The sequence below is a fragment of the Candidatus Rhodobacter oscarellae genome (genome assembly GCF_001078595.1).
GTDB classification, from domain to species: Bacteria; Pseudomonadota; Alphaproteobacteria; order Rhodobacterales; family Rhodobacteraceae; genus Rhodobacter_B; species Rhodobacter_B oscarellae.
Genome location: NZ_LFTY01000002.1, coordinates 874,345 through 896,638, shown reverse-complemented (window position 1 = coordinate 896,638; position 22,294 = coordinate 874,345). Strand labels below are relative to the sequence as shown.

Sequence of the window (22,294 nt, the reverse complement as noted above, 5' to 3'; positions counted from 1 at the left end):
TGAAGCGCTAACGTGCTTCGCTAATATCTCGGAATAGGCGGATCTTTTCGCCGAAGCCATCTTTGCGTTGGAACTCTTCAAGCCACCCGATTGCGACCTGATCTTTCTTAGGGTTGTCCTCGCGGAATTCCTCAAGGTCGTCGTAGGTATCCGAGACATAGCCCAGATTGCTCCCAGTCAACAGCAAAAGGCACCCTCCCCTACGCGCCTGCAACGCAATGCCGCCAACGCTTGTGCGCTCGTGTGGCACACCAAAGATGGGCCATGCCAGCACTTTGAAGAAAGTCCGGTTGCGGCCTCGCAGGTGCTGCTTTTTAGTCACCTCGGAGTTATCGTCAATCTCGGCAATGGAGCGTTTCGGAAATCGCTGTGTCGCCAACCCGTTCAGCAGCGCTTTTAGAAGGTAAAGAAAGATCAGTATGGCCAGCAGAATTAACAGGCAACTTGTGATCGCCTCCCGCGCAGTCACGGTGACTTGCAGAGTTTGGCTTGGGCTCCGTGCTTGCTGCAATCCATTGCCATCATCGAACTCTACAAAGACCTGGATCGGTGCGTCGCGGAAATAGAGAATACAAGGGCACCACCAGGCGGTGGTGGGATAGGCCGATACAAGATCGCCATTGACCTCTGCAATGATACCAACCCCAAGCGGGGCATTCGTGATGACCTCTATGTTCTTTCCAATTTCCGGGCTGCTCAGTGCGTCTCGAATCTGGAAATCTAAACCGTTTATTTTCCCTGTGGTCTTGTGTTTATTCTCGCGCAGTTCGGTCCCATTCATAGGCAATGGGGTGGTGCCGGTTGGATCTTTGGAATGGCCGGCTGGGTTCAACACAACCGGCGCCACAACAGGCAGAATGGTGCCAGTCGCCTCAACTTCACCGATTACGGGGCTTGCGGCACGCGCCGCCAAAACGAAAGGCCACGTCTTGACTTGGTTGCCGCTTGTGATTGCGCTCCCGTCCACAACCAAGGTCAGACTCTCGGAAACTGGGACGGTATCACTCGGCTCCAAAATGTCTCCGTTTGCGCGCTGCAGTTCCGCCCAGCCTGGCAATTCACTCAATGTCATCGAGTATTCAACGGCTAGGCCAGTGGCATCATGAACGCTGATCACGGCTATGCGTTGCAAAGCGGATGTGCCGCCCGCCAACACGTCAAAGGTAATGTTGCCGGATCCGTCCTGGTTCGTCGGCACAATTGATATCGACATTTCGGCACGTCGATCCAGCACCCGCACGTTGATCGACTTGCTCGTGGGTGAAACGAACCCAGGCCAGCGAAGCACTGATCGCAAGGTGTGCTCGCCCACCTGAGTGAATGTGGCTTTTCCCTCCGCACGGTCGGCCGCGTCGTTCCGCGGCATTGGAATGGATGTTTGCGCATCGGTTGGATCACGCACATCGGTTTTGAACCGGGCATTGGAATCGATTTCCGAAAAAGGCACCGGAGTGGTTGTCGATTTCTCGGAATAAACTTGGGACTGAAGATCATACTCGGCATCCAAGGTGACTTCGATGACACCATCTGCGCCCGGTTGTAACATCTGACCGCTGGGGTCAAAGAGCCGCAAATCGACCACTGCATCGGCTTCGAAAAGTAGAAAGGATCCATTGTTTAGTTGCCGATCATATTCCAGCGTATGTTTTCCAGGCGAAAGCGCAGGGCGAAAAACGAAATGTTGGGTGTAGCCCTTTACGATTTTGTTCCATCCTGAGGCCCGGTCTGGTTCAGTCATGCCAGAATCAAAACTGAACGTGTCTGTTGCGGTGAACGAAGTCGAAGTAACACTAGGCGGCGGGCTTCCATCTTCGCTAGAGGAAACCGCAACGATGCGCGAAATGGAGAACGGGCTCTCCAGCGTCATCGTGGCACCTGACTTGCGGATGTTGTTGGCTTGGCCAAGGTCTTCCGTACCGGAAATACGAGCTGTGATGGCTTTGACGGCCTCGAACATCGCGTCGAAATTCGTAACATTGTGAAATCCATCGTCAGCCGAACCGTTGAAACTTGTGTTCAAGAAAGGGAACACATCTTGATCTCGAACGGACTGCACAAAACTGTCGCTATCGGAGGGATTTATCAGGACGAACTCGCTGCGGATCGGGCCTTTGGCGTCGCGCAGAGCGGCTTGGACCTGCCGCTGGAAACGGTTAAAGTCGCCACCGAATTGGCCATCCGTTATGACGACGAGATATACTTCTTCACCGTCCCTTTGCGCCGCCAAGATGGCATCAAGCATATCGCCGACCATCTTTATCGGAGTATTCCCCCCGCCCGATGTGAATTGCCGTTCGATCGTTTGAATGGCAGACTGCTGGGCACCGGTGGTATTGATGCCCGGCGATGACGGCCGAGATTGATTCAAACGCCCGTAGAACAGACGGTCTGGGTCATTTGGGTCGTTCCCCTCTAGGGTCGAAACGATAAACTGTGCCCCGAATGTCGGCAGATGCACAGTGCCCGCATTCGTCATGGAACCGGAATCATCATAGACGATCCCAATCACACGGGCCTGGGCTGCTTGTAAAAATACAATTGAAACAAGGACTAACCAAAGTAGAGTTCGCCACCGAAATAAAAGGCGGAAACTCATGCCCGCATCCAATCTAAAGCCGCTTCGAATTCGAATTGGCTAGCTACGCCCGCGGTGCCAAATGCATAGGGGTTTTCGGCATTGGGTATTTCCGCCAACCAAGCCAAATACTCTATCCAAATACGCTCTATTGTTGGCCACGTATGTTCCATGGCACGAACCACCCCCAGGTCCAGGCTCGCATCCTCAAACACAAGCAGGTCAATTCTATCCGACTTGGAATTGGCTTGTATCTGGTCGGGGTCAATGGACGTTTGCTCGCCAATAAATCCGTCGCCAAATAAGTCTCCGTATTTTTGCGACCAATCCAACGGAATGCCAATTTGTTCGTCTGGTTCCTCGTCCGGTTCACTAAAGTGAGGGTACGTAAGGTCCACATAGGCGTCCAGGTCCTCATCATGACGAATGCCCGACGATACATCTGCGCGGCGCATTTTAGGGAATTTAGGTTTAGCTTGAGGCGAAATCACTGCGATCCGATGCGCCTCTTTTGGAAAAAGCGAGGCAATCATGTCGTTCAGAGTTGCCGCAAGCGTGAAAGCCACCTTTTTGCGAATTTCCGGCGCCTTAGTATCCTTTTGATTTGAGAGGTTGACGGTTGACAGCACCAAACAAGGCTGATGAATGCGCGAAATCTTCACGCCGGTCGGTGTCCCCTGCCAATCGTCGTTGCCTCCCATGGCACTATAATCGATATGCTGTGCCTCCCCGAACGGCACATTATGTTCATGTCCGTAGCGCCCAAAGGTCTCGCGTTGGAAACTCAGGTGGACAAGCCTACGGGCGGTCTGACCAGGAGAAGGCCGCCTTTGATCCCCTTTCTCAATTAAGATCGCTGGGTATTTCTTTACGTCCTCAGCATAGTCGGTGCCCACAAATCGCTGATGCTCATTCAGAATTATGTAGTTTCGGCAAAATTTCACCAACGGGCGTGCATAATACCCTTCGGCCCGCGGGTCCTCGTCGCGAACCAAAATCTCGGTTTCAACCTGGAATGGTTCCTCAATACTCTTTACGCTCTTGACCTGAAAGGTGCCCCGACCAAACGAGAGGTAAGTGTTTTTTGCATAAGTCAGTCCATAGTCACCTGTGTAGATGTTTGCTATTGGGCGCCTGTGATCGCCTTCGGCCTCCCAATTGACTCGAGCAAGATAAAAGTTCTTGGGTGGCTCAGCATGATCCAACGCTATACTGCTTTTTCGATCATCAGGGTCCAGATCGCGTTTCACCTTGAGATCAAGTCCCAGAACACGCAGAAACAAAAACTCTAACCCGCGCTGTGAAGACGTCGCCCCGAGTTTTTTCAAGAGAGAAGGTGTTAGATCAGATGTCTCTCTATACAGAATGTTATGAATGCGGCGTTCAGCTACGCCGCCGCGCGATAAGGCGTCATATAGTTCGATGGCGACCTGTTTCACTCCGTGGCGCGGCCGAGGTTGGATCGGCTTTAGGTCCTCATTGGCCGTAAGATCATACGATTTTTCGCGATTTTCGCTTTGAAGTTTGTGGAACAAGAAATCCCGCATGGGATACCAGCTCGACACGATGTGGATCATAGTGTCGCCGCTATGCTCGAAATTCTTGTATCGCTGGATCGCATCAAAGATATTTGAGAAATCTTCTTGGAATACCACCTGTCCGACAGCCTTCCCGCGAAAAAGGCTAAACGGCTGAGCGCGTTGCACCATTCCAGCAAGCTTGCGGTAGTTACGTTTTGCACGGCCCTGAAGGACGGAAAACCACCTGTGCCGCCAATCACTCAACCTAATACGACCCGAGGGGTCATAGATGGCAGCCTGGAACCTTTGCGCAAAAGTGTTCAATAGCAATAGAGGCAATGTCTCAGAAAGTGGATTTTGTTCCTTTGTCAGCCCAGCGAACTTGGTGACACGTGCCATAAGTCCGCTTGAGTGTCGCCAAAGAAGCCAGAAGCGCCGGGTTTGGGCTGGGCCGGTAGAAGAGTACGGATTGAATGCATCTACGTCGTTGACCTGGAATAGATTTCTAAGCGTCTCTAGAAGCCCTTGCCGACCGTCGGATTGGCAATAAACCGAAACTTCTCTTTCGTCGGTCAAGCGGCGCAACCTTTGAATTTGTAAGGATATTACACCTGAGTCTAGCCGCTGAAATTCTACAAAGATGATGCAACGGATCCGCCTTAGTGCTTCATAGACCGAGTCCTGCGGCCCGCTAATGGCGTCCGCCAACTCAAACTCTGACCCTACGATCACGTTGTATTCTATGTCAGTTGCGGCGGTGCCGTCGCCCATAAATCGCACATTCTGCGTTACAGCAAAGACGGTCCCGCCCATCGAACCGCTGATATTCGAAATCAATTGTCGTCCGACATCGTCCGGATAATACAGTTCGTCTTCCACCGGCCGCTGGTCATCATGCTGACTTTGCGGACAAAGTATCAAGACCGTACCACCGTAGTCTTTCGTAACCTTTACGAGCTTTGCCAGGAAATCAAAGTCAGAGTCCGTTAACGTGCCTTCTTTCAATCTATAGAGCTTTTTCCCGACGCTAAAGGCTCCAAGGCCTGCCGCCGCCGCTTGGCGACCATGAGCCTCTTGAGCATTATACTCGGGCAAATCCGGGTCTGGGACAAATTCTTTCGAAAAGAGCCAGTCGGAATGACCATGCGACGTTTTATAGTCTGCAAAAAGCTGGGCTAGGCTATCGTCCTCCTCGGTTTCCGCGGCTTTCTGAAATCGCTCCACAAACCTATCAAAACGCCCCTTCTGCCGCACCGCATTAGTGAGTTCGCCGGTAAAAATAATCAGCCCGGCCCAATAGATATGCAAAATATCATCACGGATGCCCTGCCCTCGAAAACTAAGTGGGATAGACGTAATATGGTCCCATGCATAAGTGGCCAAACAGACACCCAATATACCGACGCTGATGCGATAAAAATACAGTGTCGCTGTTTTTACAGAACGGGTGTCAAACCACCATATGATGCCTTCGGCTTCGAAGCTGTCTTTCGAGGCTGCGGGATCCTCCTCATCTTCTTGCTCGTCAGAGGCCGTCGCCATCCTCCAAAAGACTGCCACCAGTTGAATCGCCCCAACCAAAAACAGCCGGACGACAACGTACGCGGCCACCAAAACCAAGTTCGCAAAGAACGCTAAACCGCCTACGCCCGCACCTACGGACAGTGGGTTGGAGATCATATCGTCGAAATTCGCCCAAGCGTTTTTGAATGTGACTGCTAGATTGGTTGCCCAATTAACGCCGAACACAGAACCAATCCAAGAGATTGCGGCATCGATTGATGCCCCTAGATTTCCGAAAAGGCTTTCGACAAAATTGGATACTTCAATTGGCGGTACGTTATCCACGTGGAACCAAATTGATATCAGCAAAAAGGCCATTGCGCCGATGACAACCCGAGGCAAGCGCTGATGACCCAAAGACATGCGAAAAGCCAGAGAAACAACAAACCACCATATGACGAAGGCAAAAACCGCAAATAGGTATTCAGCAAAAGCCGCCATTCTCAGGTGTTCCAATTCTCCAAAGATTGCCACTCGATCTCTATGTTTTCAAAGAGAATATCTGTAGTGATGGGACGCTCGTTCCCGAACATGGCGTCCCGAATAATAATTTCACGCCGCTTCAACTTTGGTACACTCTTGAAGTAATCCGGGATCCAGCGATGTGTCATTGCTTCGTCCTTTAGGATTTTCGCAGCGCGGTCAGGTAGTTCTGGTCGATCGCTTGAGGTTACCGCTTTCTGCGCCGCCGTTGACAACTGCAGCGCCGCTTCGGCTTCTGCGAACTTTTTCGCTTTGGTTCGTGCCTCTTGTCCTTCAATACATTGTAGCAACGCGTTGCGCAGTTGTAACCCACGCGCGCGTCGCCGATACTCTACGATATCGTGCAACAACTGACTGTATTCAGAGGCTACTTTTGCCGCACGGTCAACGAGGGCCGCATGCGCCCGTCGCGCCTGTTTTTGGTATCGGCGGAACGCCAACTTCGCGGCAAGCAGAAGAAAAGTGATAACCAACACGACGATGAAAATCAGATCAAATGAAGGCACATTGGGGTCTCGCTGCATCGCCAGAGCGAAGAATTGCCATACATCATAGTCGCTTAGCTTTGGCCCCGTGCTGCCGTTCCTTAAGGCAGGTTTAATATACGTCCCCCACATATAGGAGAATCCAACCGCATAAACGGCTAGACACACCCCGGCATATGTCGCGAAACAAAAGAGCCGCGTCGGCAAGCGTCTTGCGGCCGTCATCAATGCGTCATGCGCTCTCCAAAAACCCACCAGAGAACGCGCTGTTCCGAGTTGCTTCAGATCTAGCCCGTCGATAACTTTTTCGTTCTCAACCAATTCATCAATGCGTGGGTCACTCTCCAAACTAAAATAGCTTCCAATTCTCTCACGGAGCTCACTGACCTGCCCCGCTCTTTCGTTGCAGCTATCCTTGACCATTCGAGATAGGCTATTCTCGATGGCATTTACCAAGTTCTGTCGAAACTGGATTGGCGGAAAAATGATAGTGTCGATAAGCTCCCGCACATCTGCTTCTGTGCGTATGCCCTCAACCCCGTCATAACGCGCTGCTTCAACTTCGGAAGCCACGCGTTCTCGGACTGCTACCAGAGTTCCTCTGCTGTATTCTCTGCTCGCTTTGTCCAAATTGGAAAGTAGATCAGCCGACTTGAACCTCGGTGCCACGCCCACGATGTCGAATGGCTTAGTTTCCAACGGATCAACGCCAGATTTCTCCAGCGCAGTGACTCCTTCTTCAACCTGATCGATAATGTCAGCCAGCCCGGTGAACGCGGCACTGTCCCTTGCCGCAGAAGTAGTCTCACCTATGCCGGCTTCTCTCTTGCCTTGGACAGAGATGCAAAAGTTGTAACGAAGCAAGTTCGCCCGTGTGGCTTCGGAATTAGGAACGGTGAGCACGAAGGCATTGCGCGCCGCCCCCGTAAACAACATTTTAGCTTCAATGTCAGAATCGATCCGAGTTAACATGTCCAAGATTAAACGGACGCCCAGGTCAACTTCGCGTATATGCCGGTTGTCCCCTAATGCGACGATTGCGTCGATATTAGAGTCACCATCAATGAAGTTAACTGCAGCGTCACGCTGAATCGCGTTGTCTGGCCGCGACACACAAATCCCAATGAAGGGAATCTGCTGGGCTTGTCGTTCAGACTGCCTATCAATTACTTCATTGACATTCGCGATGGCAGTCTGTGCCACCGGGTCCGCCTCGTTTGTGTCTGTTGGAGTAAGATCGGCGATTTCATCGACAATAAGCGCGACGACTACTCGATTTTCATAATCCGTGTCAAAAAGAGAATGGTCAAGTACCTCGTCCGCGATTGTCTTCGGATCACGCTCGATCTGCTTCGGCCAGTCTTGCCATATCTCGTCATGCGCCCATTCTTGGTTTGCAGTCGAGTCAATCAGTGTTACCCCGCTTTCTGCGGGGAAAAGATCCACCGCATCGGTTCGAGCGAACCTTACGAAATTGAACTTCTTGGCAAGGTTGATGACCAATATACGGGTCATGCGGTACCTCGGCTTGCATAATATGCATCCATCGCCTGCCCAAAAGCCATTTCGAGCGCACGATGAGTTTCGCTACCGACATGTTTGCCAATGAGTTCCAACGAGGCGTGCCGAGTGCCCTCTACCAGGCGTTCCGCCTCTTGATTGCGTCCAACAATACCGAGATCACCGCGGTATTTTTCAACGATCTCACCCACAAGCTGAGCCCAGGCCTTTAGGCTTTCGGCGGTCTTCTTATCGCGCTGATCGGCATCAATTCGGTTCGTGCTGATTTCGAGCAATGTTGTAACAAACTCGGCATTAACTATACTCTCAAACGCAAAGGATTCATCATATGAATCGACAGGCCGCCGCATCTTGTCCGCCATAGTCAGCAGCGTCTCGTCCCAATACGCCAAAGCATCATCGGCCAGTGAGGCCTTGCGTTCGAATTCGCGGGTCGCCAGATACCAGTCCGCACCCTGGCAGAGGACATCTCGCACGCCATTGGTCTTCCGCTTCCCCACAGAGTTGTAGACAATTGCCGAGTTCCCATATTCGACCTCAACATTTAGTACGCCCAAACCGCGCGCGATGACCAATCCTTTGCTGATCTTGCTTACAAGGCTGTCCGCAACATCGGGGTCAATCTCAGGCAAAACGCCCGGCAAGTGCCAATCCCGGTGGATGTGCGGTGTAAACTGCCCAGTCTTCTTTTCAGAAGTTGCGTCGGCTATGAGACCCTCAATCATCTTCTCATATTCAACGTAGTACGACCCTTTGTTGCCGGGGATTCCCATGACGATGTCTTGCGTAGACAGTTTGGAAAGTTGGTTAAGATCCAGATTGACTAAGGTGTTAACGCATGTGAGTTCTTGGACCGAAAATTCTTCCAGAACGACGGGTGCTTCGCCTTGGTTCAACGTGAACATCTCTTGGAACATTGCTGGATCGTTGATCTGCTGCTCAAGAAGAGGATTGACAGACCAGAACATAATGCGTTGCCCGTTTCGGGACGGATCTTTGATCCCCAAGAGCGGCGTCGATTGTGCGCTGACCACGCGCACGATGTCCCGCAACTTGATGCGCCAGTCTTCACCCATCAATGCCGCTTCATTCTGTACGGCCTGCACAACGGTCATGTCATAAACTGATTTGTTCTCTTGAGTAACGCGTTGGCGCGCATAACCGTCGATCACAGTGTCTTGGAACAACTGCCTAATATTGGTAGGTTCTTCTGCGTTCACATTTTTTTTGTCCAACCGGTACTTACGGTATATTGCGTCCGTCAGACTCTCGTTCATCCCGGCCTCGTCACCGACCCCAGCAACACGCTCCGACATGGTCTCCCACAGCGCTTGCTTGGCCTTTGACGATCCGTAGACCCAATAGTTGCCATCCAAAGATGCCAGGGAATCGTAGGTATGCTCTTGCTCGGTGCAAGCCTTTTCAAGCTCAACGATCAGGCTCTCTATCTCGGTGAACACGCCCGTAACAATCTCTTCGAGCGCGTCAATCTCCTTGCGAAGTTCACGCAGCATGCCCAACTCAATTGCCTCTTCCGCAAAGCGACGCATCGCTTTTAGAGAGTTGTTGTAATATGTTACGTACTCTTCCACGAAGGCACCGGTTTGATTGCGCCCTATGAGTTTACCGATACCCTTGCCTTTGACCGCCTCCGTTGCCTTTTCCAGAACACCCGCGGTGCCGCGTTGGCTACGGGTCTTGTCCGGCTCTTCTTCAAAAACGTTGGCAAAACGGAATAGCTTTTGACGCTGCTCGCTCGGGTCCAAACCTTCCAACCGTTCCTCAATCAATTGCTGCAGGCGGTATAGGAAGGCTCGGACCTGAACAACATGCGGCCCGTTCTTTACGATATGGGATTGGATGTGATGATCGGCCCATTGGGCCTGACCCAGAGTATCTGCGAAAGAGAGGGAGTTGGTCAGAATATCACGCGGCTTATCCCGCAACACCTCATCGAGCTTGGCGAGGTCACGATCAAGCCCTCGCTCGAGATCTTTAACATCGCCCGCAAGAGAAGCCGGATTTCCCAACGTTTCCGGTACGATATTGGCCTTAGTTCCTGCGCCGTTCAAGTCTTTGCTATCCCAAAAATCGACAGAGACCTTGGCCAAAAGAGCTTTGAGGAACTCCGTGGGCATTGAGACCTCACGCACGTTCCCACGCTCGTCCTCGATCTTTGGGTTGAGATTTTCATTGATGGCAACAAAAAACGCGCTGCGTTCTGACTTTGCCAAACGGTCGAGATCCTCCAGATAGCTGTCGCGCTTTCTGGGCTCTGCCGATAGAACGTTTCCCGCGGCACGCTGCTGTTGGTAGTTGCGAACTTTCTCGTTGTATTGCTTGTCAAGACGAGTCCAGTCACCAGACAGCATTTCAAGCGCAAACCGATATGTAAGGTATGATCCATTATGCTCTGAGGGGTATATGATCGATGACAGCCCGACACCGGAGTAGATGTTGTGAATGCCTTCGGCCGCAGCAAAGAGGAGCGCGCGCGTATCATTCACCTCGATTGACCGCATTCGCCCCCCGATGGGAGAAAAAATCTGCTGATAGACGGCGCGCTCGCACATGGTGATGTAGGACGGCAAGGACCGCCCCAAAGACCGGCCGTCTACCGACTCAAAATCTATTAATGTCACACTTTCGAACGGAAAATTGGAGGTGCCGATAAATTGGTCGGGCGCGTATTCATATTTGAAGTTAAGATTTTTCTGCTTACCTTCTGCAAGCACATTCACAGCGTTCAGTTCCTTAAGGGCTGCATATCCCCCGCCTTTTACATTCGGGATCTGATCTACCGGCAAATTCGCAGCATTCGTGTAGACGTCCGGCATCAAGAAAATCCCTCGGATATCAATCTCGATGTTCCGCGCGGCCTGCTTGAGCATCATAGCAATCTGAATGAACGAGCCCGAGCCCGTGGCACCCGCGATCGAGCCGACCATCATAACGTTGATAAAGCCCTGAAAGTTCTCTGTGTTGTCCATGCGTGCTAGCGAGGAAAACACATTGGAAACTTGCTGCTCCATAGACTTGGAGGCTTGCGCCGTAAAGAACCCCATGTGAGACAGCATGCGAATCTGCCCAGCACCCTCAATCAAGGATTTATTCAAGAACCGCTGCGGCAAAGTGTTCTCATCCACCATAAAATCCGCAGTCAACGCGTGATGTTTGTGGATATAGTCGCGAATGCGGTCCTTCGACGAGAAACGAAATCGATTCGAGGGCTCGATGGCCTTTAGCTTGTTCATATCATTGAGATCAGTGTCGAAGCCAAGAACGGCAAGCTTGCCAGACAACCCCGTCTCTTGTGTCAGAGCTCTGCGGTAAACGCGTTCGGCTATACGGCAACCGGTTCCACCCACGCCTATCAGCACCGTAGGCCTAAAGGATTGATCGACCATGCTAATCCCTTTCAAAATTGTGTTTCTCAATAGCTAAGCGCTGTACTTATTAACTAAAAGTGCGTTAGCGATATCGTCCAGAACTTTTGACAGTGTTTCGCGGGTACTTAAGAATTGCAAGTCGTCAGCTCGGTGTTCGCTTTGAATAGCTTTCATTCAAAGTGCGCGAATGCCTCCAGTCCGGATCAAATTATGCGCCTGTACAGCCAGAAAAACTTGGATGCTTTGGAATTTTATGGAAACATGCAATGTGTTCCTGAAGACAGAAGATTGTTGGGTTGGATTCTTGAACCGATATTTTGAACGTGTGGCGCTTCTCGTAGCTTTTTTTGGGGTCTGTCTTGGTCAGGCAGCTACCGCTGACCTGTTCCCGAACCCGCATGTTACAATAATGTATTTGGATCTGAGGTTGGCCCACGGCGACGAACAACGACAGGCAGAACTGGCACAGTACATTGAGCAACACGCAGTTGGGCAGCGAGTGAGGCTGGAGACAATTACACATCCTCGTCCGCTTAACACAACCGTGACGGCAATTAAGAGTCCACCCGGAAAAGAGATGATCGCGAATTGGCTTTCGAATAACGCAAGGCGTGCGAATGCTAACCGAAGGGTATATCTCGTCAATCTAAACAAGCGCTTTCACGATTACCTACGAGAGCTTGAGGACGAACCTGACATCATTGCAAGTACCGAACCTCGCGCCAACATTCATTTTGTCGCCGCCAAAACAGAAATAGCGATTCCGGGAAAATACGTTTCGATGGATACTCATGAGGTCTCTGAATATTGCATGGTCCAGTCGATCGCGTCGAACGACGCGGCCGCAGAGATAGACCGCTGGGGCATAAAGGCGATCGGCCATATGCCCGGCGGCGCCATTCCCAACGGGAATGTGGGGCGCGCCTATGCCGCAATGATCTCACAAAACAACCCCGCCGGCTCCGGCCCAGTCCGCGAGTTTCTTGGGTTCGGCGACATGACATGCCCCGACGTGCCCCCGGTGAAGCCGCCGTTCCAAGCTTTGAACACCAGCGGCCCATGTTCCGCCGCGCCCGCTCAACCGGCCTCTGCGCCCTTCAATTGCGCGGCATCGGCAACCACTCCTATCACACCTCCCCATAAACCGCCTAGAACCACGCCAATTGTGCAAACAAGCCCGCCAGTTTCACCTGCGACAGGGCCCGCAACAGTGCCCAGTCAACCGCAAGGCAAGACATTCCTCAAGTCGGTCTCCGACTTGGCAATCAGACAAGGAAATGCCACCGTCACTTTGGTAACAACTGAACCTTTTGGGAAATCCAAAAAAGGGGAAACCCCCGCCGCGATCACGTTCGCGAGCAATAACATTCAAGCGAAACTGGGCCTAGGATCCGGCGGGATTGGCAATACGGTCACTAGATTAGACATCCAGCGTAAGCAAGGCGTAGCACCGCTTGAGTTAACACTAGAGAAGGGCGCAACTTGTAGAGCCGGGCGCGCGTTCTCGGCTCGGATCACGTGGATCCGGCGGGGCCTCATCCTGTCCACCAGAATTCAAGGTTACCTTGCTTCGTGCGACGGTGACACGCCGACGATTCTAAGACTTGATGATAACCTCAAGTCCATACCACGGGGCGCTGGGTTGACGTTCGGCGGCGCATCTTATCCTGACTTCGACGATATGGTTATTCTGCTGGACGCCTCAGGCAGCATGAATAAGAACCGCATAAAGTCTGGCCTGCTATATTGGAACGTCGCTAAGGAAACGTCCGAACAATTGCTGACCGGTTTGGCCGCACTGCCCAACGAGAACTTTGCTCTGGTGCATTTCGGGGCCAACCAGCAGGGCGTTGGCACGTGTAACACGGATCTAGAGTTTGGCCTGGGTGCCGCCAACACGACAATCACGGACGCGGCGATCGCGCGGATCAATCAGTTGAATGCCAACGGCAATACTTCACTCGCAGAAGGTCTTGAGTATTCCTGGCGCGAGCTTGAAGACACGGGAGGGGTCATTGCCGTAATAACAGACCTAAAAGAGCATACCTGCCCTGGAGACCCCTGCGAAACTGTCAGAAGCTTAAGAGCCGAACGCGAAAAACAGATGGCTGCAGATCCATCCCTGCGAGAGATAAGAGTCAAATATGTGGTGTCCGTCGGACTATTGGGACTTATAAATATTGAAGAATTCGCAAGATGCGCTGGGGCTGAGGTGTTGACAGCCGATGATGTCCTCAAAGTGGGACCGGCGACTGAACGCATCTTGCATGATATGAAACCCGCCCCGTCGGGCGCGTTGGATTTGGATGTTGAACTGAATAACACCACCACCGGCACCCTCACGGCACCCCAAGTCAACGCGGAATACACTGGTAGCGGCACGCCAAATCCATTGGACCCGCAACGGCTTGTTGGCCTTAAAACACAAGCAGTCGACGTAAAGGTCGGCGCGTTTCGTTCATCAGACCTGTCTGAGAGCGCCGTGTTGGTAAAAGACGGGTTCAAGACAGAAGTGCGGGCGATTTTTACGCCACCAAGATTCGACCTTAAGCTACCGCCCCACATAGGGCAGCCTGACGCCAAATGGGAAATCAAAGAGACTGTGTCCGGGGTATCGCACTACTTTGTGGGAGCGCGCGTGGTCACATATCTGCCGCCCGGAGACTACGAAATTCAGGCCTGGTCTGGGGAGACATACGTCAAGAACACCGCAACCGCGGATTGGAATGCTGTCATCGACATGCTGATCCAACCCTGATTCACTTCGTCAGACCATCAAGGCAAACGTGTATCGACCCAGTGGAAGCTGCTCAGGTTAAGCTGCTAATTTGAATGCCTGGTTTGGTGTGCGCATGGCAAGTGCCTGATGCGGACGATTTTGATTGTAGAACTGGAACCAGTCGCCGATAGCGTGGCTCGCGTGGCCCCAGCTTTCGAAGCGATGACGATGGACGCATTGTACCTTCACAGACCGGATCAAACGTACGCCCTTAAAAACCTATCGCTTTGAGCTGCGTATCGTGATTCCATTCTCTTGGGCTGCGATGGCGGATGGTATGGCTGATCAGCGAGGATTCTTTGATCTTGATGAGCGCTATGCGGCCCTTTCGAAGGCGGGCGACCCGTTGGAGCGGCTTCCTTCGGTTCTGGAATTCGAGATCTTCCGCATCGGTCTGGAGGTCGCGCTGAACCGCTCTGATGGCGCCAAGGGTGGCCGTCCGGCTTTCGACCCGGTTATGATGTTCAAGGCACGGGTGTTGCAGGCGGTCTATGGCCTTTCCGACGCGCAAACCGAGTTTCAGATCCTCGACCGGCGCAGCTTTGGCCGGTTTCTAGGGTTAGATGACGGCGACCGCGTTCCTGACGAGACCACGATCTGGCGGTTCCGCGAGGCTCTGGTGCGTGCGGGCCCTAGTGGATCGCCTGTTCGAATAGTTCGACACGCACCTGAAAACTGAGGGTTACCTCGCAATGGGCGGCCAGATCGTTGACGCATTCATCGTGCCCGCGCCCCGGCAGCGCATAACCGACGAGGAACGTGAGATCGTCAAGGGCGGCAGTGACGTAGATCAGGAAAACGGAGCCTAGAACCAAACATCCGAAACCATGACGACAGATCCGGTGGCATAGGTCGTCAGGAACCGAAAATCAAACCAAGACTCCCTACAAATCGGGGTTATTCAAGATGTCCGAATGCTTGATCATCCCGTTCTACTATGGGCAATGGGGCGTGATTTACGCCTGCTTCAATCCCTAGCTGCGGACAAGTTTGGTGTATGCGCGAGATGTGAACACCAAGCCATTGTCGCCGCGAAGAAGGAACGGCTCATAGACATTGCTCAGCTGTAAAACTCTAGATTTGATCTGACGGCCGCTCAGCTTGCGACGCCGAGATCGGGTTGTGCACTGTCCGATTGGTCGTGCGTTTTGATCGTCTTCTCGACAGAGATGTGTAGCGTTTCCCGGAAGGTCTGCATAGGCGTTTTGCCGTAGCAGTGACTTCCCGAATGCGGCCGCTGTTCGTCGTACCTGGCCAAGCACGCGTCCAGATGGGTCTGCAACTCTTCGACTTACCGATAAAGATTCTTGCGGAACACGATGTCGTAGAACTCATCTTCGATCCTCGAAGTCTACGATGAGCCGGAAACCCTCCGTTTCGCAACGGGCCTAGACTGTCCCAAGGGTGCTGACGTCAGACACAGGCAAGACGGATGCGGTAATCGACCCAAAGCACCCCTCGATCCACCTTGTCATCCACGACTACGGATGGAGCACGACGCTGGCCCTCGATTGGATCATCCGCGGCGAGGCCTGATCCTCACTCGGCCCGATCCTCACTCGGCCTGATCCAGAACATCTCGCGCCCAGCCTTGTGGCAACGGCGACGGCCGGTCGATCCGGACGCTATCGATGTGAACAGCGCGGGCATGGCGCACAAGCACCCCTGGAAGACCATTCGGGTAGGCATCCATGCCATAGATCCCGCCATCTGGCCGGCGCACGAAACAGTTGCGCCGCCCGAGCTCTGGATCGTCCAGATCGTTGACATCCTCGGGCACGGGACGCAGGTCGAGGAACAGCTCATGCCGGAAATCCCCGGGCTCTTGCCGCAGGTTCACCGCTGAGATCTGGACGTTCTCGATCGGCATGTCGGGGTCGCCATGCACCACAATGGCGCCCTCGCAGCGCCCGGTGATCCCATGCACCGCAATGTCGCGGACACGCGACGGCGTCGCCCCCCGCACCCGCGCATGGGCGTTGATTGTGATCGGCTCCCCGGATCCCCAGTAGGTGTGCGGCGCCTGACTGCAATCGACCGTAGAGTTGGCAAACCGAATGCGTTCAATCGTCCCGCCATCCCGCGCCATGATCCCAAAGGCGCGGTTTGTCCCGGTGATCGTCAGCCCGGACAGCACCACATCGCGCACGTCTTGATGGGTCTCCGTGCCGATCTTCACAGAGCAACTGCGCGAGGTGAAATGGCAGTTCGTCACGTGAATGCGCTCCGCCGGGCCTTCCAGCGCCGTGTCGAGCTTGGCGCAGGTCTTCACGCAGACCGAATCGTCCGCCGCCACGATCCGGCACCCTGACATGAAGACATCCCGGCAGCTGTCGAAGTTCACCCCATCGGTGTTTGGCATCAGCATATCGTTGAGGATAGACAGATCCGTCACGCGCACCTGGTCGCAGCCAATCAGATGCACCGTCCACATCGGCGCCTCAAGGAAGGTCACATCCCGGATCTCGACGTCCCGGCACGCCTCGAACACGACCATCCGGGGGCGGTGAAACTTGGCCCATTTCACGCCGTCAAACAGCCCCTCGCGCGAGCACCAGTTCGGACCGGAGCCATGTATCGTGCCTTTGCCGGTGACCGAGACGTTCTGGGCACCCCGCGCGACCAGGAACCCCCGGTCGCTGTCCTCGGCCACGACCGAGACCTGCCCGGTGGCGAAATCGTCATAATCCTCCGAGCAGGCCAGCGTGGCCCCAAGCGGGACATGCAGATCGATCCCCGACCGCAGCTGGATAGCCCCCGCTATCCATCGGCCCGCAGGGATCGTCACCCGGCCACCGCCCGCCGCCGCAGTGCGATCAATCGCCTCTTGCAGCTGTGTTGTGATGACATTGCCCACTTGCGGGGTCGTGATTTCGGTCATGTCAAACGTCCATGGTCAGTGAGAATTCAAAGGCGGTTAGCGCAGGGATAAGCGCGCTGAGCGAGGAGACTTGGAACGTCGGTGTGTCCGGCGGCCCCTCTGGAACGCGCCGCCTCCGGGGCGACCAGTTGAAGAACACACTTGGGTGGCCCGCCCGGTTGGCGCCAAGGATGTCGCGGTCAAGGTTATTGCCGATCATCGGCACAAAGCGCGCCTGGTCAGGCGACAGCCCCATCCTTTCGCGGGCGGTCTCGAACATCTTTGGGTCCGGCTTGCGAACGCCAACATCGCCAGAGATCACATGGGCCTCGAACAGCTCCCAAAGCCCGGCGGGTTTCAGAACATTCTCAAAGGTCTCCCGCGGGCCATCCGCCACCAGGCACAGCCGATAGCCAAGGCCTGAGAGCTGCCGCAAGACCGCCTCGGCATCGGGCAGCAGATCGGCCCGCAGGACCACATCGCTGCCATCGGTGCGCTTGACCTCGGTGCCCTCGTCGACAAGCGTATCACCGCAATCAAAGAAGATCGCCGGCATATGGGCCACGTCGCGGTGCAGCTTGGCGATGACGTGGCGCAGGCGCGCGGCGATGAAGTCCGGCATCTCGGGCCATGGCACCATGGGCGTGTCGTTCAGATCATGCTCCAGCGCGCGTCCGCCCGTTGTCGTGAATTGCAGGCGCGACAGGAACAGCCGCGCCAGACGGTGATCGTGATCGGACAGATCGCCAAAACCCGCCGAGAATGGGTTTGCGGTGTGAATGCCCCCGATCCCGGCCTGGGACCCGCACATCAGGCGCGTGGCCTCCGCCATGGCGTCGCGTTGCGCGCGGCTTTGCAAATGCGCGTGCTTGCCGGCCTCGACCCACACCAAGGGGCGCCCAGCGCGCAGGCACATCTCAACATCGTGGCGCTGCCCGTGGAACGAGGCCTCTACCGCCACAACCTCGCCTTTGGATTCATGCACCCAGATGTGCTCTAGGTCGTAAAGATGCCCGATATCATAGTCCCAGAAGATCGCGAATTCATAGCAAGCCTCGCCGCGTGGCGTGACCGTAAACTTCGAGGAAGGCGAAGGCGTCTCGGCGGCGAATGCGCTGAGCCCGATGCGCTGCGGGCGAAAGGGTTCTGCCCGGTCCATCAGCAAGATGGGGGCAAAACCCTTTGCGGTCTCGATCAACGCATCAGGGGTCAAGACGCCAAGGCCTCTTTGCGGGCCTGCCGCAGCGCCCGCGCGCGGCGAGGATCGGGGATCGGCACCGCGTTCAGCAGGCGCTTCGAATAGGGGTCTTGGGGATTGGCAAAGAAGGCCTCGGTCGGGCCTGTTTCCACCAGCTTGCCGGTTTGCATAACGCCAATATGGTCGGCGAAATTGCTGATCATCGACAGGTCATGGGTGATGAACAGATATGTCAGCCCCAGCCTGTCCTGCAGATCCTTGAGCAGGCTGATCGTCTGCGCGGCGATCGACACATCCAACGCCGAGACGCTCTCATCGAGCACCACAAAGGACGGGTTGGTGACAAGGGCCCGGGCGATCCCGATCCTTTGGCGCTGCCCACCGGAGAAGGCATGCGGGTAGCGGCTGAGCATATCCGGTTTCAGCCCCACCCGCTCCAGCAGGTCCGCAGCGCGCTCTTGCATCGGGCCGCTGCGTGTCTCGCCTTGATTGACCAGCGGCTCGGTGATCAATTGCTCCACCGTCATGCGCGGATTGAGCGACGAGTACGGGTCCTGGAACACCATCTGCATATGTGCCCGCATCGCGCGCAGCTTGTCGCCCTGGAGAGCGGTCAGCTCGTGATAGTCCCCATCCGGCGCCTTGAACTGCACAGAGCCCCCGGTCGGCTGGTAGGCCCGCAGGATGGACCGCGCCACGGTCGATTTGCCGGACCCGCTTTCGCCGACAAGGCCAAAGGTCTCGCCGCGTCGGATGACAAAGCTGACGTCGTCCACGGCCTTGAGTTCCTCGGTGACGCGGCCGGCCCAATCCTTCTTGGTGGGAAAGTGCATTTTGAGGTTCTCGACCCGGACAACCGTCTCTTTCGGGGGCGCCTCGGCCGTGGCGACCCGCGCCGGCGCCGCGCTTTGGCTGTCGGCCATGGCATAATCCGGCAAACGCGGGATCAGCCGCAGCAGCTTTTGCGTATACGCGACCCTGGGCGCGTAGAAGATGTCGTCAATGCTGCCGGTTTCCTCGACGATACCGTGGTTCATCACGGTGACACGGTCCGCAAGCTCCGCCACGACGCCGAAATTATGCGTGATGAACATCACCCCCATGTTGAACTGGTCCTGCAGGCCGCGGATCAGCTCTAGGATCTGCGCCTCGGTGGTGACATCCAGCGCGGTGGTGGGCTCGTCCGCCAGCAGCAGCGACGGGTTGCACGAAAGGGCCATGGCGATCATCGCCCGCTGCCGCATGCCGCCGGACAATTGGTGCGGGTACCTCTTGAGCATCCCGCGCGGGTCGGGCAACTGCACCAGGTCGAGCAGCTCGGTCGCGCGGTCCTCGAGCGCCTTCTTGCGCAGGTCGGTATGAAGCGTCAGCGTCTTCATCACCTGCTGCCCAACCGAGTGCACGGGTGACAGCGCCGTCATCGGCTCTTGGAAGATCATGCCGATCTGACCGCCCCGCAGCGCGCGCATCTCGCGGCTTTCGCGGCCATGGTCAAGGACCGACACCGCGCCCTGGCGCGCCCTAAAGCGCACCGAGCCGGACACAATCGCGGTGCGTGGCATCAGGTTGAGCACGGCCCGCGCCGTCAAGGACTTGCCCGACCCGCTCTCACCGACCACGCCCAGAACCTCGCCCGGCTTGATCGAAAGGTTGATGCCATTGACCGCGTTCAGCGTGCGGTCGCGCAGCGCGAAGGACACGTTCAGGTCCTCGATCTCCAGCAGGTTCTCAGAGTTCAGCATCATCGCCCCCCCCTCACGACTGATAGGGGTCGGCCGCATCGCGCAGACCGTCGCCAAGGAAGTTGAAGGCCAGGATGGTCACCACGATCGCCCCCCCGGGGGCCAGCAGCCACGGCGCCAGCGCGATCGACCGCAGGTTCTGCGCGTCTTGCAGCAGCACCCCCCAGCTGATGACCGGGGGCCGCAGCCCCAGCCCCAGGAAGGACAGGGACGTCTCGCCCAGGATCATCTCGGGGATCGCCAGCGTCACCGCCGCGATCACGTAAGAGGTCATCGAGGGCAGCATGTGGCGCGTCACCACCCGGCGCGGCTTTGCCCCCGAGAGCTGCGCGGCCAGCACGAAATCCTGGTTCCGGATGGTCATGAAATGGCCCCGCACCACCCGGGCCAGATTGGTCCAGCCAATCAGCGCGAGGATCAAGGTGATGAGCAGGTAGACAAAGATCGGATCCCAATGGATGGGCAATGCCGCCGCCAGGCCCAGCCAAAGCGGGATGGTCGGGATCGACCGCACGAACTCTGCCAAACGCTGGATGGCCGCGTCCACGCGCCCGCCGATCAGCCCCGCGACGGACCCCAGCGTGATCCCGATCACAAAGCTAAAGAACACGCCGATCAGCCCCACCGATAAGGTGACACGGCCCCCATAGGTCAACCGCGACAGCAGATCGCGCCCCAAACTGTCCGAGCCCAGCAGATAGATGCGGTCTCTACGGCCGCCTTCGATGCCGAACAGATGCAGGTCCGTCTCCCACAGGCCCCAGAAATGGTAGCTGTCGCCGCGATGGAACAGCTTGATGGGAAAGACCTTGTCGGTGTTCTCGGAAAATGACAGCCGAGCGGTCTCCGCATCGCGCTTGCGGTCCAGCCCATAGACAAATGGCCCGATGAAGTCTCCGTCATGGAACAGGCGCACCTGCATCGGCGGCACATAGGCGTGCAATTTGGAGGTCTTGAACGGGTCATAAGGGGCCAGGAACTCCGCAAAGGCCGCCACGAAGTACAAGAAGCCGATCAGATACAGCGAAAACAGCGCGAGCTTGTGTTTCTTGAACCGCCACCACATCAAGGTCAGCGGCTTGGCGGTGTCGATGCTGCGGCTCTCGGCCTGAGTCACATCGGTCATAGCGCGATCCTTAGGCGTAGCGGATACGCGGGTCTGTCAGGGTCAAAAGAATGTCCGACAGCAGCGTTCCAATGATGGTGAAAATCGACAGGATCAGGATAAAGCCCCCGGCCATATACATGTCCTGATTAAGCAGCGCGCGCAAAAGCAGCGGGCCGGTGGTGGGCAGGTTCAGCACGACGGCGGTGATCACATCGCCCGAGATAAGCGCCGGCAGCGCCCAGCCCACGGTCGAAAAGAACGGGTTCAGCGCCACGCGCACCGGATAGCGCCAAACGACCTCGCGCTCGCCCATGCCTTGGGCATAGGCGGTCTCCACATAGGGCTTGCCAAGCTCTTCGAGCATATTGGCCCGCATCACCCGCAACAGCCCCGCAGCGCCCCCGGTGGCAAGCACCACCACGGGCACCCATAGATGCCCCAGCAGGTCCAGGAACTTGGCGAGGCTCCAAGGCGCCTCGGCCATTCCGGGCGAATACAGCCCGCCGACATGGAAATTGAAATAGGCAAACCCCAGCCACATCAGCACCAAGGCCAAAAGGAAATCGGGGATGCCGCGCCCGAGAAAGCCCAGGACCGTGAAGACGTAGTCAAAGACCGAATACTGCCGCGTGGCCGCGTAGACGCCTATCGGGATGGCGATGGCCCAGGTCAGCAACAGCGACAGCGTCGAGATCATCAGCGTCAGCGCGATGCGGTCCCATAACAGGTCCGACACCGGCAGCTTCCAATCCAGCGACAGGCCAAAGTCGCCGCGCAAAACGATCCGACTGATCCAGTCCCAGTATTGCACCACAAGAGGCCGGTCGAGCCCAAAGGACTTGCGCAGCTCAGCCGCCTCAACCGCGGTGATTGACTCCCCGGTTTCTTCCAACTCGGCGATATAGGCCGTCACATAATCGCCCGGCGGCAGCTGGATGATTATGAAGGTGGCAATCGAGATCAGCACCATCGTGGGTACCGACCACAGGATGCGCTTGACGATGAACCACAGCATGACTCTGTCCTTTCAGGTCGAAAGCCGCATTTCTCGATGCCCTGGAAGCGGATTTA

12 protein-coding genes and 1 pseudogene are annotated in these 22,294 nt (G+C 55.6%); 3 read left to right on the top strand and 10 right to left on the bottom strand.

Features of this window, described 5'->3' with window-relative positions:
• Positions 1 to 7: 7 nt before the first annotated feature.
• Genes AIOL_RS09230 through AIOL_RS09215 form a run of 4 tightly spaced genes read right to left on the bottom strand, consistent with a single transcriptional unit; the run spans position 8 to position 11,554 of the window.
• On the bottom strand, positions 8 to 2,596 hold the full coding sequence (locus AIOL_RS09230; protein ID WP_152912442.1) for a hypothetical protein: 2,589 nt from the start codon (positions 2,594 to 2,596) through the stop codon (positions 8 to 10).
• The gene (locus tag AIOL_RS09225; RefSeq protein WP_152912441.1) at positions 2,593 to 6,132 is read right to left on the bottom strand and encodes a hypothetical protein; all 3,540 of its coding nucleotides are present in this window, start codon (positions 6,130 to 6,132) and stop codon (positions 2,593 to 2,595) included. The genes AIOL_RS09230 and AIOL_RS09225 overlap by 4 nt, the downstream gene beginning before the upstream one ends.
• Positions 6,102 to 8,141: a hypothetical protein gene (locus tag AIOL_RS09220; RefSeq protein WP_049642713.1), complete on the bottom strand. Its 2,040-nt coding sequence runs from the start codon at positions 8,139 to 8,141 to the stop codon at positions 6,102 to 6,104. The genes AIOL_RS09225 and AIOL_RS09220 overlap by 31 nt, the downstream gene beginning before the upstream one ends.
• Positions 8,138 to 11,554 (bottom strand): tubulin-like doman-containing protein, encoded by a 3,417-nt coding sequence (locus AIOL_RS09215; protein ID WP_049642712.1) that lies wholly within the window; start codon positions 11,552 to 11,554, stop codon positions 8,138 to 8,140. The genes AIOL_RS09220 and AIOL_RS09215 overlap by 4 nt, the downstream gene beginning before the upstream one ends.
• Before the next feature lie 220 nt (positions 11,555 to 11,774).
• On the opposite strand from AIOL_RS09215, the gene AIOL_RS24960 reads away from it, so the two are divergent.
• The gene (locus AIOL_RS24960; RefSeq protein WP_160314441.1) at positions 11,775 to 14,294 is read left to right on the top strand and encodes a vWA domain-containing protein; all 2,520 of its coding nucleotides are present in this window, start codon (positions 11,775 to 11,777) and stop codon (positions 14,292 to 14,294) included.
• 57 nt (positions 14,295 to 14,351) lie between these two features.
• Here the strand turns inward: AIOL_RS24960 and AIOL_RS26315 are convergent, their stop codons facing one another.
• Complete coding sequence (locus tag AIOL_RS26315; protein WP_082152498.1) at positions 14,352 to 14,516, bottom strand: integrase core domain-containing protein; 165 nt, start codon at positions 14,514 to 14,516, stop codon at positions 14,352 to 14,354.
• A 76-nt stretch (positions 14,517 to 14,592) separates the two neighbouring features.
• Between AIOL_RS26315 and AIOL_RS09205 the strand changes: the two are divergent.
• Positions 14,593 to 15,094: pseudogene (locus tag AIOL_RS09205) on the top strand (transposase); the annotation flags it as partial.
• Positions 15,095 to 15,719: 625 nt separating this feature from the next.
• A complete protein-coding gene (locus AIOL_RS26120; RefSeq protein WP_268760199.1) occupies positions 15,720 to 15,851 on the top strand; it encodes a hypothetical protein in 132 nt (43 codons plus the stop codon).
• Between the two features lie 19 nt (positions 15,852 to 15,870).
• Here the strand turns inward: AIOL_RS26120 and AIOL_RS09200 are convergent, their stop codons facing one another.
• Genes AIOL_RS09200 through AIOL_RS09180 form a run of 5 tightly spaced genes read right to left on the bottom strand, consistent with a single transcriptional unit; the run spans position 15,871 to position 22,238 of the window.
• The gene (locus AIOL_RS09200; protein ID WP_049642710.1) at positions 15,871 to 17,196 is read right to left on the bottom strand and encodes a glycoside hydrolase family 28 protein; all 1,326 of its coding nucleotides are present in this window, start codon (positions 17,194 to 17,196) and stop codon (positions 15,871 to 15,873) included.
• A 1-nt stretch (position 17,197) separates the two neighbouring features.
• Positions 17,198 to 18,334 carry an HAD family hydrolase gene (locus AIOL_RS09195; protein ID WP_152912438.1) on the bottom strand — a complete coding sequence of 379 codons (1,137 nt, stop codon included), beginning with the start codon at positions 18,332 to 18,334 and terminating at the stop codon, positions 17,198 to 17,200.
• 50 nt (positions 18,335 to 18,384) lie between these two features.
• On the bottom strand, positions 18,385 to 20,118 hold the full coding sequence (locus AIOL_RS09190; RefSeq protein ID WP_160314438.1) for an ABC transporter ATP-binding protein: 1,734 nt from the start codon (positions 20,116 to 20,118) through the stop codon (positions 18,385 to 18,387).
• 10 nt (positions 20,119 to 20,128) lie between these two features.
• Positions 20,129 to 21,241 carry an ABC transporter permease gene (locus AIOL_RS09185; protein ID WP_049642707.1) on the bottom strand — a complete coding sequence of 371 codons (1,113 nt, stop codon included), beginning with the start codon at positions 21,239 to 21,241 and terminating at the stop codon, positions 20,129 to 20,131.
• Positions 21,242 to 21,251: 10 nt separating this feature from the next.
• Positions 21,252 to 22,238, bottom strand: a complete 987-nt coding sequence (locus tag AIOL_RS09180; protein WP_049642706.1) for an ABC transporter permease — start codon at positions 22,236 to 22,238, stop codon at positions 21,252 to 21,254.
• Positions 22,239 to 22,294: the final 56 nt, after the last annotated feature.

Coding starts and splice junctions, on each gene's coding strand:
- AIOL_RS09180 (WP_049642706.1), bottom strand. CDS start 22,238: ATGCTGTGGTTCATCGTCAAGCGCATCCTGTGGTCGGTACCCACGATG.
- AIOL_RS09195 (WP_152912438.1), bottom strand. CDS start 18,334: ATGGACCGGGCAGAACCCTTTCGCCCGCAGCGCATCGGGCTCAGCGCA.
- AIOL_RS24960 (WP_160314441.1), top strand. CDS start 11,775: ATGCTTTGGAATTTTATGGAAACATGCAATGTGTTCCTGAAGACAGAA.
- AIOL_RS09185 (WP_049642707.1), bottom strand. CDS start 21,241: ATGACCGATGTGACTCAGGCCGAGAGCCGCAGCATCGACACCGCCAAG.
- AIOL_RS09230 (WP_152912442.1), bottom strand. CDS start 2,596: ATGAGTTTCCGCCTTTTATTTCGGTGGCGAACTCTACTTTGGTTAGTC.
- AIOL_RS09220 (WP_049642713.1), bottom strand. CDS start 8,141: ATGACCCGTATATTGGTCATCAACCTTGCCAAGAAGTTCAATTTCGTA.
- AIOL_RS09200 (WP_049642710.1), bottom strand. CDS start 17,196: ATGACCGAAATCACGACCCCGCAAGTGGGCAATGTCATCACAACACAG.
- AIOL_RS09190 (WP_160314438.1), bottom strand. CDS start 20,118: ATGATGCTGAACTCTGAGAACCTGCTGGAGATCGAGGACCTGAACGTG.
- AIOL_RS09215 (WP_049642712.1), bottom strand. CDS start 11,554: ATGGTCGATCAATCCTTTAGGCCTACGGTGCTGATAGGCGTGGGTGGA.